At 41.9% G+C, this 15,817-nt stretch carries 14 protein-coding genes; 6 read left to right on the top strand and 8 right to left on the bottom strand.

What is annotated here, in order from left to right; genetic code table 11:
* Window positions 1-110: 110 nt before the first annotated feature.
* Window positions 111-470, bottom strand: a complete 360-nt coding sequence (locus IM500_RS10545) for a hypothetical protein (RefSeq protein ID WP_287738329.1) — start codon at window positions 468-470, stop codon at window positions 111-113.
* Window positions 471-888: 418 nt separating this feature from the next.
* On the opposite strand from IM500_RS10545, the gene IM500_RS10540 reads away from it, so the two are divergent.
* Window positions 889-1,221, top strand: coding sequence for a DUF4164 family protein (locus IM500_RS10540; RefSeq protein ID WP_190720529.1), 333 nt, complete (start codon window positions 889-891; stop codon window positions 1,219-1,221).
* A 105-nt stretch (window positions 1,222-1,326) separates the two neighbouring features.
* A complete protein-coding gene (locus tag IM500_RS10535) occupies window positions 1,327-2,679 on the top strand; it encodes a TIGR03279 family radical SAM protein (protein ID WP_287738327.1) in 1,353 nt (450 codons plus the stop codon).
* A gap of 129 nt (window positions 2,680-2,808) precedes the next feature.
* Here IM500_RS10535 and IM500_RS10530 read toward each other — a convergent pair whose 3' ends face one another.
* Complete coding sequence (locus IM500_RS10530) at window positions 2,809-3,603, bottom strand: MlaE family lipid ABC transporter permease subunit (RefSeq protein ID WP_002758500.1); 795 nt, start codon at window positions 3,601-3,603, stop codon at window positions 2,809-2,811.
* A 186-nt stretch (window positions 3,604-3,789) separates the two neighbouring features.
* On the opposite strand from IM500_RS10530, the gene IM500_RS10525 reads away from it, so the two are divergent.
* Complete coding sequence (locus tag IM500_RS10525; protein WP_190720535.1) at window positions 3,790-4,974, top strand: class I SAM-dependent rRNA methyltransferase; 1,185 nt, start codon at window positions 3,790-3,792, stop codon at window positions 4,972-4,974.
* Here the strand turns inward: IM500_RS10525 and IM500_RS10520 are convergent.
* A complete protein-coding gene (locus IM500_RS10520) occupies window positions 4,941-5,351 on the bottom strand; it encodes a VOC family protein (RefSeq protein ID WP_287738325.1) in 411 nt (136 codons plus the stop codon). The two genes, IM500_RS10525 and IM500_RS10520, sit on opposite strands and share 34 nt — an antisense overlap.
* Before the next feature lie 434 nt (window positions 5,352-5,785).
* Here IM500_RS10520 and IM500_RS10515 point away from each other — a divergent pair, with 434 nt between their 5' ends.
* Window positions 5,786-6,595 carry an SDR family NAD(P)-dependent oxidoreductase gene (locus IM500_RS10515; protein WP_287738323.1) on the top strand — a complete coding sequence of 270 codons (810 nt, stop codon included), beginning with the start codon at window positions 5,786-5,788 and terminating at the stop codon, window positions 6,593-6,595.
* 61 nt (window positions 6,596-6,656) lie between these two features.
* Here the strand turns inward: IM500_RS10515 and IM500_RS10510 are convergent, their stop codons facing one another.
* The 5 genes from IM500_RS10510 to IM500_RS10490 form a co-directional block, all read right to left on the bottom strand.
* A complete protein-coding gene (locus IM500_RS10510) occupies window positions 6,657-7,523 on the bottom strand; it encodes a 6-pyruvoyl trahydropterin synthase family protein (protein ID WP_147070703.1) in 867 nt (288 codons plus the stop codon).
* A gap of 389 nt (window positions 7,524-7,912) precedes the next feature.
* Complete coding sequence (locus IM500_RS10505) at window positions 7,913-8,086, bottom strand: type II toxin-antitoxin system HicB family antitoxin (protein WP_002758496.1); 174 nt, start codon at window positions 8,084-8,086, stop codon at window positions 7,913-7,915.
* An 8-nt stretch (window positions 8,087-8,094) separates the two neighbouring features.
* Window positions 8,095-8,598, bottom strand: a complete 504-nt coding sequence (locus tag IM500_RS10500) for a hypothetical protein (protein ID WP_002782629.1) — start codon at window positions 8,596-8,598, stop codon at window positions 8,095-8,097.
* 8 nt (window positions 8,599-8,606) lie between these two features.
* Window positions 8,607-9,044, bottom strand: a complete 438-nt coding sequence (locus IM500_RS10495) for a bZIP transcription factor (protein ID WP_287738319.1) — start codon at window positions 9,042-9,044, stop codon at window positions 8,607-8,609.
* Window positions 9,045-9,262: 218 nt separating this feature from the next.
* A complete protein-coding gene (locus tag IM500_RS10490) occupies window positions 9,263-13,249 on the bottom strand; it encodes a magnesium chelatase subunit H (RefSeq protein ID WP_287738317.1) in 3,987 nt (1,328 codons plus the stop codon).
* 788 nt (window positions 13,250-14,037) lie between these two features.
* Here IM500_RS10490 and IM500_RS10485 point away from each other — a divergent pair.
* Together IM500_RS10485 and IM500_RS10480 are read left to right on the top strand one after the other, a co-directional pair.
* Window positions 14,038-14,469, top strand: coding sequence for a HEPN domain-containing protein (locus tag IM500_RS10485; protein WP_190720547.1), 432 nt, complete (start codon window positions 14,038-14,040; stop codon window positions 14,467-14,469).
* Between the two features lie 94 nt (window positions 14,470-14,563).
* Complete coding sequence (locus IM500_RS10480) at window positions 14,564-15,817, top strand: KGGVGR-motif variant AAA ATPase (RefSeq protein WP_287738314.1); 1,254 nt, start codon at window positions 14,564-14,566, stop codon at window positions 15,815-15,817.

Here is a 15,817-nt window from a genome sequence, read left to right as displayed (position 1 = left end):
AAGGTAGAGAGGAAGGCCGACAAGAAGGCGAATTAGCGGCAAAATTAGCCTCTATTCCTCGTTTATTGGCATTAGTATTAAACTTTGAACAGATAGCACAAGCTTTAGAATTAGATATCGAACAGGTTAGACAAGCAACTCAAAGGGAATAGGAAAGGTTCAAACTTTGACAAATTGATACAATTGCTGGTGGCTATCTTTTGCCGGTAGCCATCAAGTAAAAATCGGCAACCCCGAAAATCTCTCAAGTCTTCTGTAGCTAAAGAGAAATCAAAAGTACAAACCCAATAAGACAAAATTATTCCTAATCTGCCTTCTTCTAATTCGCTGACTGCCACTATTTGATTATCAGTATTTCTTAAAACAATTGTCCCATTTTTGTATATATCCGTAAATCCGCCAGTTGCTATACACGGACTACCGACTTGCCATTGATTATTAATTGGCATTACTTGTTTAAATATTGTCATAGATCCAGTGAGAGTATTAACTGGACTAGCTATTACTGCTTACTGCATGGCAACCAACAAAAATGTGGACAAAGCTTTAATCATATACAACTTCAAAACTAATACAAATATTCCACAACGCCTTATTGTATTTTTACTGAAAATTTTTTATAACATTTTTAAATTATGTACGTTATAACTATTAAGATTATTAAACCAATCTTAGTATTTGAGTATTAATTACTTACTTTTTTGTTGGTGCTATAATATTTTTAACTTTATTTAAATAAAAGTCATGCAAAAAATACAAGTGATTCCAAGAAAAGGTAGTTCCAATTAATCTTAATCCCTATTAGGGATTGAAACTTGGAGGCAAAAATCAGCGATACTGATATTGAGATCACGATGGTGAATCCAGAAGAGATAAAGGAGACAGAAAATGGCTAACGAAACCGTCACTTATTCCTTAGAAGCAGTTCTGACAAGGATTGAGGGGAAAATTGACTCTCTGGAAAAACGGATCGATGAGAGATTTGATCAGGTAGATAAGAGATTTGATAAGATAGAAGAACGGTTGACGAAAGTGGAAATAGGACAAGTCGAACTCAAAGGGGAGATTAAAGCCTTAGATGAGCGACTAACCACAGAAATTAAAGGGTTAACTGCAAGAGTCGCCTATCAGGAATTTACCAATCGGGGGATTCTCATCGCTCTGGTTGTGGCCATTTTAGGAGGGGCTGCTAAACTTTTTGGTTTTTTCCCCAATCCCTAAAAGCGATCGCCCTAAAATGCTGTAGAATTAGCTTGACAAAAGTGAGATGCTCCCCAAAGACTCTCTGGGAAATGCAGTTAAATAATTGGATGGCGACCTAAAAATATGAGTGAATTAACTATTCGTCCAGCTAAAATTAGTGGTGTCATCCCAGATTCGATCGCCGCCGAGGTGGGTTTTGAAATCGGGGATGCGCTCCTCTCTATCAATGGTAATCGTCCCCGGGACTTAATCGATTATCAATTTTTATGTGCCGATGAATTTTTAACCCTAGAAGTGCTTGATAGTCAGGGCAAAACTCACCGGATAGAAATCGAAAAAGATTATCATGAAGACTTAGGTTTAGAGTTTGAAACTGCCCTTTTTGATGGCTTAATTCAGTGCAATAATAAATGTCCTTTTTGCTTTATCGACCAACAACCAGAGGGCAAAAGAGAAACTTTATACTATAAAGATGATGACTATCGCTTAAGTTTTCTCTATGGCAGTTATTTAACCTTAACTAATCTCACCTCAAAAGAATGGCAGCGGATCGAAAAGATGCACATATCACCGCTTTTTGTGTCCGTTCATGCCACGGAAACCGATCTGAGAATTCGTCTCTTAAAAAATCCCCGCGCTGGTCAAATTTTAGACCATTTAAAATGGCTACAAGCCAGACAATTACAAATTCATGCCCAAGTGGTAGTTTGTCCCAATATTAATGATGGAATTCATCTCGAAAGAACCCTGTTAGATCTGGTTTCTTTTCATCGGGGAGATATTCCCTGTGTGGAGTCGATTGCCGTAGTTCCCGTGGGATTAACCCGCTTTCGTCCCCAAGAAGATGAATTAATTCCCGTTAGCCAAGAAAAAGCGCGAGAAGTGATCGAACAAGTCCAAACTTTACAGAAACAATTTTGTCAAGAATTTGGCAGTAATGTGGTGTGGTTAGCCGATGAATGGTTTTTAATTGCCCGAGTCGATTTACCACCTCAATCTCACTACGAAGACTATCCCCAAATCGGTAACGGAGTTGGATCGATTCGTCAATTTATTAGGGATTTTCAGAAGACAGCTAAGAAGTTATTGCCTGCTCAAATTACTCCCTCTAGACGGTTGGTATGGGTGGTGGGAAATGCGGTAGAAAAAGCTTTTCAACCCCTAGTTAAACAGTTAAATAAGGTGCAGGGTTTAACCGTGGAATTAGTGGCTTTAAATAGTGATTATTGGGGGCAGGAAATCACGGTTACGGGTTTATTAACCGGGCAAGATATTCTCAAAGGATTACAAGGTAAAAATCTTGGGGATGGGGTTTTATTACCCTCCCTCATGCTCAAGCATGGGGAATCGGTATTTTTAGATGATCTCACCCTAGAAACTGTTATTAATCAGTTAGGAGTCCCTATTTATCCAGTCCTGGGAGTGGAGGAATTAATTAAAACTTGTCTTACTCTCAATCCCTTGAACAAATCCTAATCTTGAGAATAGACAATTATCAGTAATCGGTGATCAGATTTGAGTTTTTAGTGAGCGGTATTAAGTAGAAAATTGCCGTTTTCTTGGCACTGATTACTGATTACTGATTACTGATTACTGATTACTGTCTTAGCCTAGCTCCACATTACCTGTCCCTTGAAACATCAGCCAAGAGAGGAAAAAATTAGCCACAAAAATCGCTAACAAAGAAGTTACCACAGCCGTGGTAGTAGATTGACCAACTCCTTTAGCACCGCCGGTGGTGGTTAAACCCCAACTGCAACCGATAATAGCAATTAAAACCCCAAAAATTAGGGACTTTAACATAGAACTAATTAAATCCCATGTTTCCAGAAAATTTTGGGCTGATTGTAAGAATAGGGAATAGGAAATACCGTAAAGACTATCGGAAATAAATAAACCACCGAGTAGCCCTGTGACTAAAGAGATAATAGTGAGCAGGGGTAACATTAAACTACAGGCAATCACCCGGGGAATGACCAAATAATCGATCGGATCGGTTTTTAAAATATATAAAGCGTCAATTTGTTCTGTTACTCGCATTGTACCAATTTCGGCGGCAAAAGCCGAGCCAACTCTCCCCGCCACCACCACCGCGGTTAAAACCGGGGCTAATTCTCTTGTTAAAGCCAAGGAAAGGACTCCCCCAACAAAACTACCCGCCCCAAAAAAAATAAATTCTCTGGCTACCTGAATAGTGAAAACCATACCCACAAAAGCAGCAGTAATTAGGGCAATTGTCAAGGATTCTGGCCCCACAATACTCATTTGTTCCAGAGTATTACGCCGGTGGATTTTGCCATTAAGAATATGTAAAAAAGTTTGTCCCGCTAACAAACCGGCAGCCCCCAAACGTTGAAACCATAAACTTAAACCACCGGCAGCATCACTTTTTCTTGGCATTTGTCGAGGGACTATCGCTAAAATCTAACTTATTATAGGCGAGAATTCCCTCTGATTATCCCTCGATTGTTAGGACTTGCTTTGATGCCACTCGATCGAGGGATAACAAACCATGGTTTTGCGCTGCTGGCAGGGGATAATAGAATTGTCTAGTAGTCGTCAGCTATCAACCCTGATTCTTTATCCATGCCAGATTTAGCGAAAATTATCCTGAGAAACCATAAAATTGATGCTGTTAAACGATTCCATCCTTGGATATTTTCCGGGGCGATTAAAGAGATGGAGGGAGAAGTCAAAGAGGGTGCTATCGTTGAGGTTTATAGCGATCGAGGCGAATATCTAGCCACTGGACTGTATAATCCTAGCAATATTGCCGTTAAAATTCTTTCTTTCCCAAAAGTCAGCGATATTGCTCAATTATTTCTCGAAAAATTCCAGAATGCCTATCAGCTGCGGCAACAAATCGGTTTAGTGGATAACCCGAAAACTAACTGTTATCGCTTAATTAACGCTGAAGGAGACGGTTTACCCAGTTTAATCGTCGATTGGTACAATGGCACGGCGGTTATTCAAGCTTATTCCCTAGCTTTATACCAACGTCTCGATCTGATTGTCGATTGTCTGAAAACTATCTACGCTGACAATTTACGGGCAGTTTACGATAAAAGTGCCGCAGTTTTGGCGAAAAGCGCCCATATCTCTGAGAATAAATACTTATTTGGTCAAAAAAACGGCAATGAGGTGTTAGAATCCGGCCATCGCTTTATTATTGATTGGGAAAAGGGACAAAAAACGGGATTTTTCCTCGATCAAAGGGAAAATAGAGCAATATTAGCCCAATATTGTCAGAATAAACGGGTTTTAAATACTTTTTCTTACTCTGGCGGCTTTTCCGTCTATGCTATGCAAGCGGGGGCTGCCCTAGTCCATTCCGTTGATAGTTCCCACGGTGCGATCGATCTTACCGAAAAAAATATCGCCCTGAATAATCTCGGTGAAGTTCCCCATCAATCCTACAGCGCCGATGTTTTTAACTTCCTGCGCGACTGTCAGGAGGATTACGATCTGATTGTCCTCGATCCCCCCGCTTTTGCCAAAAGTATCCAATCCCGTCATCAGGCGGTTATGGCTTATAAAAGATTAAATCACCAAGCTTTCCAGAAAATTCGCCCCCAAGGTATTATTTTCACCTTTTCCTGTTCCCAAGTGGTTAACGAAGAACATTTTCAGGGGGCTGTCATGGCTGCCGCCATTGAATCGGCTCGCCCAGTGCGAATTTTAGCACGTTTAAGCCAACCGGCGGACCATCCCACCAGTATCTATCACTCGGAAGGTTCCTACCTGAAAGGATTGGTTTTAGCGGTGGATTGATGGAAAATTAAACGATTACCATCCGGATCATAGATGTAGATTTCCGGACCGTGGGAAGCCTGGCTAATTTCTCCCCTAGCACCATAGCCGATTTCGCTCCAATGCTCGAGGGCTTTTTCGAGACTCTCCACCTCGAAACAAATGCTCATGCCACTGCCCCTAGAATCGCTAAATTCGTCTCTGTGGGACTCTTTAGGGCAAAAAAGACCTAATTTAAGGTTAATCAGCCTAAATTCCGCATAAACGGCGGCAAGGTAGGGGTTTGGTTCCTGTTGCAACAGTTGACGATAAAACTGCACCGAGCGATCGAAATTACTCGTGCCTAGGGCAATAAAAGCCTCTCTGTAATTGAATGGACTATCGGGGGGGTTATTCATTGGGGTTGGGGATTAGGAGATGGGAGATTGCCCAAAAGATCTACTTCAGTGCGGTGAAGATGTCAAGTCCCTTGTACTGCCAATAGTAGTCGCGTCCATTGCCAGACTTTCTATCTCCCTCGGTATTAAGCTCTTTAAAATACCTATATCTGCAAGTCCCCTGGGGTTTCCATCCGATCGAGGATCACCCTGAGCGTTCATCCGATCGAGTGATTTTGGGGAAAAAGTGTTAAAAAAGATTGCTGTTTGTAAAGACAACTGTTACCGTGGGTTCAAGAGTGCGCTTTGAAGGAGGAAAAATCCCATGCACCCTAACCTATCCATCTATCCCTCGATTGCTTCGCTACTTATGTAGGGTATAGATGCACAAATCAAAGATTTCAGAAGCAAAACCAATAAATTCCCGTACTGTTGCTTAAAACAGGAGTTTGATCATGAAATTACAGGGAAAAACTGCCCTAGTCACGGGGGCATCCCGGGGTATTGGACGAGCGATCGCCTTAGAATTAGCCCGACAAGGTTTAAGCAGAATTGTGATTGTTGCCAGAGATCAAGAGCGATTAGAAAAACTAGCCAAAGAAATTGAGTCACTAGGGGTCATTGCCACACCTTTATCCCTAGATTTAACCGAAAATGACCTTGTTAGTCCTTCAATTATCCGCGTTTGGCAAGAATGCCGTGGCATCGATATCCTCGTTAACTGTGCCGGTATTGCCCATCAAACCCCCTTTCTGCGCTCGCAATTTTCGCAAGTGCAAGCAGAAATATCTTTAAATCTGATGGCCCTGTACACGGTTACTCGCTTAATTGCCCGCCGGATGGCAATTCGGGGACAGGGAACGATTGTCAATGTTTCCAGCATGATGGGTAAAATTGCCGCTCCTAGCTTCGCTACCTACTCGGCCACCAAATTTGCCATTTTGGGTTTTAGTCAAGCTCTCAGGTCGGAATTACGGGAACACAACATCAAAGTTGTCACCCTCTTACCCTCTTTAACCGATACGGATATGGTGCGAGAATTGCAGTTATTTCGATGGTTAAAACCGATGAGCGCCGAAGAAGTCGCCCAAACCCTAATTACCGGGTTAAATAGGGACAAAACGGAAATTGTCGTCGGTTGGCAAAGTCATCTAGCTCTTTGGTGTCAAAAATTGGCCCCGAAACTGCTCGAGAAAATTGTCGATTTAGCCTCTCCCTTACGCCAAAGCAAAGGAAAGCGAGGATGGCGAGAAGTGTTTAACTAGGGTTTAATTAAATCCATCAGGGTGAGCGTGGCTCACCCTAATCACCTTAACCAACAGGCAATTAAACGGCTGTCAGGGTTTTTTCTAGAAGTTGTCGGGGAGCTTGAACCAAACCACGACAGTGGATTTCCGCAGAATTATTGGGACTTTCAATCAGTTTAACTTTATCTAATTCGGCTCCTAATTGGCGGATCCGTTCCCCTAATAGTTGAGCGATATGTAAGGCAATATTTTCCGCGGTGGGAACCACTTCGGCAAAGTAGGGAATATCCTTATTTAAAAAAGTATGATCGAAGGGTTCTACTACCAATTCATCGATCGCTTTTTGTAAATCCCCTAGATCTACAATCATACCGGTGCGGGGATCGATTTCCCCCGCCACGGATACTTCTAGGTGATAATTATGGCCATGACCGTTTACCCTGGCGCATTTGCCGTAGATTTCCGAGTTTTGTTCCAGGGTTAATTGCGGTAAAGCCAAACGATGAGCGGCACTAAAATGGGTTTTGACGGTTAAAGTTGCTTCCATATCTTTTCCTTGATATTCTGCCCACAATTCGGGGTGTTCAAATAGTTGAATTTTGACTAATGGTAAATAGGGTGCTAATCTTTGCCAGATAACTCTGGCGATATTTTCTGTGGTGGGTAGGGTTTGCTGAAATTCCGGCCAGACTTGATTGAGATAGGAGTAGTCTAATTGACTGGTTATCTCTCGTTTAATTACCTGTTTTACGGTGGAGAGATTCTCCACCATGCCATAAAGATTGAGTTCTTTGTATAGGGAGACGTATAATTCGTAATTGTGACCATGACCGGGAAAACGGCTACCAAGACCAAAACGTCTTTGATTTTCGGCTTCGTCCCATTCTGGTAGATAATAGCGATGGCTGGCTGAAAACCGCGCTCGACGATTGATGATGCAATCCATAAATGTGGGCGATCGATGACTTTGTAAAGTTACGTTAAGAGTAACTTTTTCTAGCATAAACCAGTTTTGTCTCCTCCGGCTTGCGGACCGGAGAAAGTTATCCCTCAATTCCAGCAGGATGCGATCGCTGTGAGTCGATAGTGAGAAAATTTATCTTTGAGAAGGTGAAGGAATTACTTTTTTACCACTATGATAAACTGTCTCTATCCATAACTTTCTAGCTCCCTCAATTCTTCTTTAGGAGCAATCGAGATGGGATACTTTAGTGGGCAAAAAAGTAAATTCGTAGGTCGGGTTGAGGTCACGAAACCCGACAGAAACCCTCAGTTGTTGGGTTTCACTTCGTTCAACCCAACCTACGCAAAAAGATCTACCAAAATAAACCGTCTCTATCCAAATTCGCTCGCTTCTTCAATATTAATAATCACTTCTTCTAAAGTTTCACCCTGACTCATACATCCGGGTAAATCGGGAATTAATGCCGTGTATCCGCCTTCTTCTTCGGGATAAATTGAAATCGGATATTTAAGAGACAGAAAGTATTTTAATATTGGTTGTTCCATCAATAGGTCTAAATAGGTCTAACCGAGTCGCCAATTTGAGGGTTTTCAAAAGGTAACGTTTCGGATAATTCCCGTATTAGCAGTTTATTTAACAATTCAGTATCTATTAGTTCGGATATTGGCTTTTTATCGTTCTTAGAATTCGCTCCTACGGCTCTTTTTAAGAATTTTCCTATCAAATCGGACGGGGTTTCTTGTTCTTTAAGCAATAACTGCAGCAATCTAGATCCTTTATTATTGGTTCTATCCGATTGTAAAATCGATATTTTTTCTTGAACAAAAGTAATTGTCCCCGTCCCTCTCACTAAGTCAAGATAGCCTAAAGACTCACCAGTCTGAGGATCTTTTATTTCCTCTTCACTTGTATTGTAAACTAACATTCTTTGACCTTCTCGAATTCCACTAATTTCACCTCTATTGATCACTAATTTATAGTCGTCAATAACTTTGACAACTTTGGCGGGAAAGGTTCCTTTAGGAGATAAAATGGGTTTTTCGGCTACATTTTCCATATTTTCCTCTATGGTGAACTATGTTTTCTAAGAACGCCAGGTCTGACTCTGGTTTCTTGAATAATTTTTAAATCGTTACTCGCCAATCGATCTAGAATTGCCTGATAGATTGTTTGAGGTTTGTCAATGATCGCGTGTATCTTGCCGTCCTTTGGATTAATATATTCAACAAAACCCTCTCCTATTAATCTTTCAAACCCATCTTCATCGGTATAATAAAAAGAGACAAGTAACTCGATCGTAAACAGACTAGAGGAATCAAGAAGGCATAAAATATTATTATTTCCTTGCTTTTGAGATCTCAAAATCTTGGGAGTAATTCCCTGTTTAATAATATTTTCTAAATTTTGGTTTACCTCCTGAAGTTGCTTAACTTCTGCCTCTAATTTTCGGTTCTGTCTAAGAAGCGTGTTAACAGCGCTTAACAAAGTAGCGATTAACAGCAAGGTGAAGAAACTGACAATAATTACTAGGTCTAAAGGAATAGAAGTATTGAAGGAATAGCGAATTAAAGCAATACCTCCTAAAAATCCAAGAAGACCGAGTAAACCCCTTGAATTTCGTTAAAACTGGACCAAATTAACCCCCAAAAGTTATTTTTCATGTTTGTTCAAAACTCAAGAGACCGGTAATTAGCCAGTCTCTCAAGTCTTATCTATCTATTCTACTCGATTCCTTCGATGCGATCCTCCACTTCTTGATAAAGTTCCTGTAAGCGGTCTAAATTCTCTTGAGAAGTTTCCCAGTAACCGCGACCATTAACTTCTAGCAGGGTTCCCACCATCTTGCGGAAAGAATTAGGATTGAGATTCATCAGACGCTGACACATTTCCTCATCTTGAATAAAGGTGGTGTTGACATCTTCATAAACCCAATTATCCACCGCGTCAGCAGTTGCAGACCAACCCATGGTATTAACCAAACGCTTCGATAATTCTCGGACTCCTTCGTAACCGTGACTTAACATTCCCTCGTACCATTTGGGATTGAGTAACTTGGTGCGGGTGTCCAAGCGCACGGTTTCCGATAAAGTACGCACTTGAGCGTTAGCGGTGGTAGTATCGGCAATATAGGCCGCTGGTTTTTTGCCATCATCGCGTAAACTAGCGACAACTTTGGTGGGATCCGAGTCGAAATAGTGGGAAACATCGGTTAAACTAATCTCGCTAGAATCCAAGTTTTGGAAAGTTGCCTCCGCAGTTTTTAAAGATGCTTCAAACAACTGACGATTATCGGCCATCATCCCCGGATTATCCGAGTCGAAAGCAAAACCCTTGCGGTTGAGATACATATTCTGTAACTCTTTTTCATCTTCCCAACTGCTATTTTCCACCGCGAGATTGATGTTAGAAGAATAGGAACCGGAAGCATTAGAAAAGATGCGGGTGGCTGCCTGTCGAACCGTTAAACCCATTTCTTTTGCTTGTTCAATAGCGTGTTTACGGACATAATTCATCTCCATCGGTTCGTTTGCTTCCGCAGCCATTTTTACGCCTTGGTCAAGCAAGTTCATCTGATTGATAAATAAATCCCGGAAGACACCAGAACAGTTGACCACCACATCAATGCGCGGTCTTCCTAATTCCTCTAGGGGAATCAATTCCAATTTATTCACCCGTCCCAAAGCATCGGGAACAGGACGAACCCCCACCATCCAGAGAATTTGTGCTAGGGATTCCCCATAAGTTTTGATATTATCAGTTCCCCAGAGAACACAAGCGATGGTTTCAGGATATTTACCGCCATTATCCAGTTTTTGCCGCTCTAACAGACGATCCACCACGATTTTAGCCGATTTTACCGCCGCTAGGGTCGGGATAGACTGGGGGTCTAAAGCATGGATATTTTTACCCGTTGGTAAAACTCCGGGGTTACGGATGGGGTCGCCACCAGGACCGGGAAGAACGTATTCTCCTTCTAATGCTTTTAATAGGGCCCCTAATTCATTATCGGCACAGACCTGTTCTAAACAGAATTCTAGGTATTCAAACAGGGGTTTTAACGCGACCGGATCGACTTTTGGATAACCCATCGACCGTAAAGTTTCGATCCAAGGCGATTTCTTGCCTATATTCAAGAAATTCAGCTTAGAAAGCATCGATACCCGACCTTCTGCGTCGGTTTGGGACTCGACTAAAGTTGCGACGGCAGCGCGAGTCGCGAGGGTGATGTTTTGCAGTAATTCCACATCCTCTAACACACCTCGATCGCTATTGCGATAAACTTCCTCTAGATCCCGGCCGATGCTGTTAGCAATAATCCGGGGTAAGGAAAGTAAATCGTCCTCTTCCCGGTCTAAACTGGCAATATTGACCAAAGTTGCCACCGCTTCCAGCGCCGAGGGGGGTTTCCCAATAACATGAAGTCCGCAGGGAAGTAAACGCGATTCAATTTCCATCAGTTTACGATAGACGGAACCGACGATATTATCCCGTTCCTCTTGACTGAGATGGGCGGTATCAACATCAGGTAAACTTATATCTTTGTCGAGATTGACCAATAAACATTTATCGACAATGGTATTGACAATTTGCACCCCACGCCCACTATCTTTCAGGGTTTGGTAGGAACCGATCAACTCGCTTAGTTCTTTTAACCCTTTGTAGAGTCCGGCATTTTCTGCGGGGGGAGTGAGATAGGAGATGGTTTCCGCATAACTACGACGTTTAGCGATCGTCGCTTCGCTGGGGTTATTAGCGGCATAATAGTAGAGATTGGGAATCATCCCGATGAGGTTATCGGGGTAGCATTCCCCAGACATTCCCATCTGTTTCCCCGGCATAAATTCTAGGGATCCGTGGGTGCCAAAATGGAGAACCGCGTCTGCTTTCCAGACTTGATTGAGATAGGTGTAGTAGGCTGCAAAACCGTGGTGGGGACTAGCAGAACGAGAAAATAGCAGACGCATGGGATCCCCTTCATAACCGAAGGTGGGTTGAACCCCAATAAAGACGTTACCGAATTCTTTGCCGTAGATTAACAGATTTTGTCCATCACTGTTGAGGTGTCCCGGTGGTGGTCCCCAATTTTCCTCTAAACGGACGGAATAGGGGGTTAAACGTTCGTATTCAGGTACGGACATCCGATAGGCGATATTTAGCTCCGGACTATGGTACTGTGCGGTGGCATCATGGATTACCGCTTCCATCAGTTCTCGGGGAGATGCGGGTAAGTCCTGCAAGTCATAACCATTATTTTGTAACGCTTGCATCACCTCGTAGATAGAACCGAACACATCTAGATAGGCTGCGGTTCCCACATTCCCTTTATCGGGGGGGAAACTAAAGACAGTGATGGCGACCTTTTTATTCAGTTTCGGTTTCTTTCTTAGGTTAGCCCATTTTAGCGCCCGTTGAGCGATCGCTTCCACCCGATCCTGTAAAGCGATCGCTTTACCCGTGGTCCCATCCCGGCCCGATAATATAATAGGTTCGATCGCACCGTCTAATTCCGGAATAGCAATCTGTAGCGCCACTTGAATCGGGTGTAAACCTAAATCGCTTTCTTCCCATTCCTGGGTGGTTTGGAAAACTAGCGGTAACGCGCACATATAGGGACGATTGAGACGTTTTAAAGATTCTATCGCTTTCGGATGATCTTGTCGTGCTGGACCTCCCACTAAAGCAAATCCTGTCAGGGAAATTACCGTATCAACGATAGCAACCGCTTCCACTCCTTTTAAGCTTTTATCCCAGAAGTATTCTTCTACGGGTTTGGAAAAGTCTAATCCCCCAGCAAAAACGGGAAGGACTCGCGCACCCATAGACTCGAATTCCTGCACGAGAGCGACATAATGAGCGTCATCACCAGTAACGAGGTGAGTTCTCTGTAAAATTAAGCCAACACAGGGAGCCAAGGGGTCTTTGAGGTCATCGGCAATATCACTGCGGTTATTGTACCAAGCGAAGTATTCCTTGACGTCCTCGAACATTTTCATGGATAAAGGATGCCAGATACCCAGATCCGGATAAACTACCGGTTCTTTGTAAACTACACTGTCATCCTTGTTATCGAAGACGTACTTATCGGCCAACATTAACAGGAAGTTCTCTAAATTTTCTGCGGAACCTCCTAGCCAATACTGGAAACTTAACATAAAGTTGCGTGCGTCCTGAGCTTTTTCCATGGGGAGGTATTTCAGGACTTGCGGTAAGGTTCGCAATAACTTTAACATCGCATCTTGGAAACCAGCGCCAGAGTTTTCCCTGCGCTTTTTCATAAAATTAGCGATGACACTCTTAGACTGTCCCAATTGTGCCATAGAAAAGCTGCCTAACTTATTTAAGCGCATTACCTGGGGCATAGAGGGAAAGACAATCGCCGCGTCTAATTGATCCCGATGGGGACTGACAGCGGCCACGACTTTATCGGCTAAATCTTCGATAAAGATGAGAGATGCAATGAAAATATTAGCTTTGGCTACATCCTCCTGAAAATTGCGATAATTTTCCCCATCGCGCAGTTCTTCGATTAAATAACCACTAATTTCGATCGCTAGTTTTGGGTTGTTAGAGTTGATTTCCCTGACGGCACTACTCAGCGCACTTTGGTACTGAGGTTCTAGCACGACATAGACCACCTTGACCAGCGATCGACCATTCAACGCGTCGGGAACTATGTGACGAATGGTGGACTTGACGTGAGTGAACATATATGATGGTTCTCCTTAGGATTGCTGAGTCTGGTATGAAGTGATTTTCGTCATCAGATGACGATCGCCCTTTGTTTAAGGTGTTTAGATATATGTTTCTGTTTTGTATCAGAAAATGTCACCCCAATGAGCATTTACTCTGGGTTTTGACACAATTCGATAAATATATTGCCATATTTTGTAACAGATGGTAAAGAGCTTTCTGAGTAACTGCTCAGGAGTTTCTTTACAAAAATTAATATTTAATCTATTGACTTTTAATTACAAAAATGTTAAAAGTTAGCACCTCAGACGAGATGTCCCTGTTCAAAGATGATCAGGGTTAGGATTCGAGATCATCTCATAGAGAGCTGCAAGTGCTATAACTCGATCAAGATCAGCTTTTTGTCCTTGTCCTAGACCTCTGGTAAAAATCAAAAATTGTTGTTAGGGTTAGGAGTTAGTCCCGATGAAAAAATTTTTACCACCAGAGATGAAAGAGGTTTCCTTCCCTACACCCTACACCCACTTTCAAGTCAGTAGCCGGTAAGCTGTACTGGATTTAAACTGAGTAGGGGAAATTTTAGTACAAATGCTCGAACTGGCAACTCCGGCGCTCCAGTGCAGTCTTAAGGAGTAATTTAGACAGTCAACAGCTTAATTATAGTGAGGAAATCAGGCAATAGTTTCAGAAAATTTGGCAAGTTTAGGTTGAAAAATCAACAACAAGGAAGTAAAGTTCTTAAAGTTTCGTTATGGTGGTAGAATTGGTTTATGGCTAAAAAGTTTTTATTTGATTCGATACGTCTATGACCGAGTTATTTGCTAGTGCAGCGGGACGACATTTGCAAGATGCCAAAATTTTGCTGTCTAAAAAACGTTGGGACAATGCCATTTACCTAGCTGGTTATGTGGTAGAATGCGCTTTTAAGCTTTTAGTAGAACAGTATTTTAAAAATGATCAAAAAGCCGCTAAAAAATTCGGACATGATCTCAAGGAATTAGAAGGTAAAGCGAGGGAAAGATTAGGAATTCTCTATCCTCGTTTAGAGCAACAGTTACCAGTTTCTCGCATCCGGGGAACTGTCTTAGGGCAAAATCACCCAGAAAGAAGATATTATCAATCTGGATATGGGACTGAAGATCAGGCTAACTCGGCCGTTGAATGTGCTGAAGAAATTTATCGAGATATTATTCCCAGATTAGTGCTAAACGGTTATATTTCTAGTAAGGATATTTAAGATTCTGATGATTAGTTTTAGTGAAACTTTTACTAGGGTAAGGGACTGCTTTCTGGATTCCAGTCTTGGTTCTCTTGTAGCCAAACTAGAATCCGTGACTATTATTCGTGATGTTGAGGGAAAAATTCGCTTATTTCTAGAGTTAAAACAGGAAAACAAGATAGAATCAAACGAAGAAAATCATCTATCTACACTCCTGTCTGAAAAACTTGAGTATTACTATGGCCATGATATTTGGTGGCAAAAAGGAGAAGGAGATGCTTATAAAGCCCTGATTGATCTTATCATAGCTGAAAGAGTTCAGACACCTTGGTTCGATGAATCGGCAAGCTTGAAATGGTATATTCTAGAACGTCATCTGGCTAAACAAGCATGGACAGAGAATAAAATTGGGCAGCAATTGCCTTGGGATTTTGAAAAAGTTGAAAAAGGATATAAACCAGCTATTGTCTCCTTTTTTTCCTTCAAAGGAGGAGTTGGTCGCACCACTACTATGGCCGCTACTGCCTTAACTTTAGCGCGGAATGGTCATCGAGTCGCTATAGTTGATCTTGATTTAGAAGCTCCCGGTCTGGCCACAATTTTTTCTGAGGATTTTGCCGATAATTCTGGTGTCATGGACTATTTGCTAGAAAAGAAAGTTCAAAAAGACAAATGGAAACTGAGTTTAAAAACTATTACTGACTTGTATTTGTTAGGAGATGAAGGTGAAATATTAAAATTGCTACCAGCAGGAAATGTGGATCAAGATTATTTAGAAAAATTGGCTCGTTTAGATTTTCAAAATCTTGTCAATGGTCAACTACAAGGCATTTTAAAACAAATGCTAGAAGAAATAGCAAGGTTAAACGGACCACTGGATTTTATTCTCATGGATGCAAGAGCAGGTTTTCATGATATTGGTGGTTTAGCTATTACTTATTTTTCCCATGCAGTGGTTATTTTTGGTACGGAATCTCGACAAAGTTGGGCAGGATTAACCCAAGTTATCCAACATTTAGCCCTATCTAACCCTGAGGATCCTTTACCATTAATTTTAGTTCATGCTCTCGCTCCATCTTTAGGAACAGTTGGCCGAGAAATAGAGTTACGAAAGTTTCGAGAAACCGCCTATACAATTTTCCAAGAAAAGTATGATAATTATACTGGTGAATCATTTGTCCCGATAGTTGTCCCTTACGATAATAGTCTGCGGGGGGATATTGCCCTCTTGACTCGTGACTCAACTCCAGAAGAAAAAGAGAGATTAGCAAATCTCGTGAAAGTTATGACCGATTCTCCTTATCAAACTATTGCTGAAAAGCTTTGTCAATTATTTGGACGTGATGTGATTATAAACAATCGGTAA

Origin of the sequence: Microcystis sp. M179S2 (genome assembly GCF_020245805.1) — a bacterium.
Classification (GTDB): Bacteria; Cyanobacteriota; Cyanobacteriia; order Cyanobacteriales; family Microcystaceae; genus Microcystis; species Microcystis aeruginosa.
This window is presented reverse-complemented; position numbering and strand designations above follow the sequence as displayed.

Coding starts and splice junctions, on each gene's coding strand:
- IM500_RS10545 (WP_287738329.1), bottom strand. CDS start 470: ATGACAATATTTAAACAAGTAATGCCAATTAATAATCAATGGCAAGTC.
- IM500_RS10540 (WP_190720529.1), top strand. CDS start 889: ATGGCTAACGAAACCGTCACTTATTCCTTAGAAGCAGTTCTGACAAGG.
- IM500_RS10535 (WP_287738327.1), top strand. CDS start 1,327: ATGAGTGAATTAACTATTCGTCCAGCTAAAATTAGTGGTGTCATCCCA.
- IM500_RS10530 (WP_002758500.1), bottom strand. CDS start 3,603: ATGCCAAGAAAAAGTGATGCTGCCGGTGGTTTAAGTTTATGGTTTCAA.
- IM500_RS10525 (WP_190720535.1), top strand. CDS start 3,790: ATGCCAGATTTAGCGAAAATTATCCTGAGAAACCATAAAATTGATGCT.
- IM500_RS10520 (WP_287738325.1), bottom strand. CDS start 5,351: ATGAATAACCCCCCCGATAGTCCATTCAATTACAGAGAGGCTTTTATT.
- IM500_RS10515 (WP_287738323.1), top strand. CDS start 5,786: ATGAAATTACAGGGAAAAACTGCCCTAGTCACGGGGGCATCCCGGGGT.
- IM500_RS10510 (WP_147070703.1), bottom strand. CDS start 7,523: ATGGATTGCATCATCAATCGTCGAGCGCGGTTTTCAGCCAGCCATCGC.
- IM500_RS10505 (WP_002758496.1), bottom strand. CDS start 8,086: ATGGAACAACCAATATTAAAATACTTTCTGTCTCTTAAATATCCGATT.
- IM500_RS10500 (WP_002782629.1), bottom strand. CDS start 8,598: ATGGAAAATGTAGCCGAAAAACCCATTTTATCTCCTAAAGGAACCTTT.
- IM500_RS10490 (WP_287738317.1), bottom strand. CDS start 13,249: ATGTTCACTCACGTCAAGTCCACCATTCGTCACATAGTTCCCGACGCG.
- IM500_RS10485 (WP_190720547.1), top strand. CDS start 14,038: ATGACCGAGTTATTTGCTAGTGCAGCGGGACGACATTTGCAAGATGCC.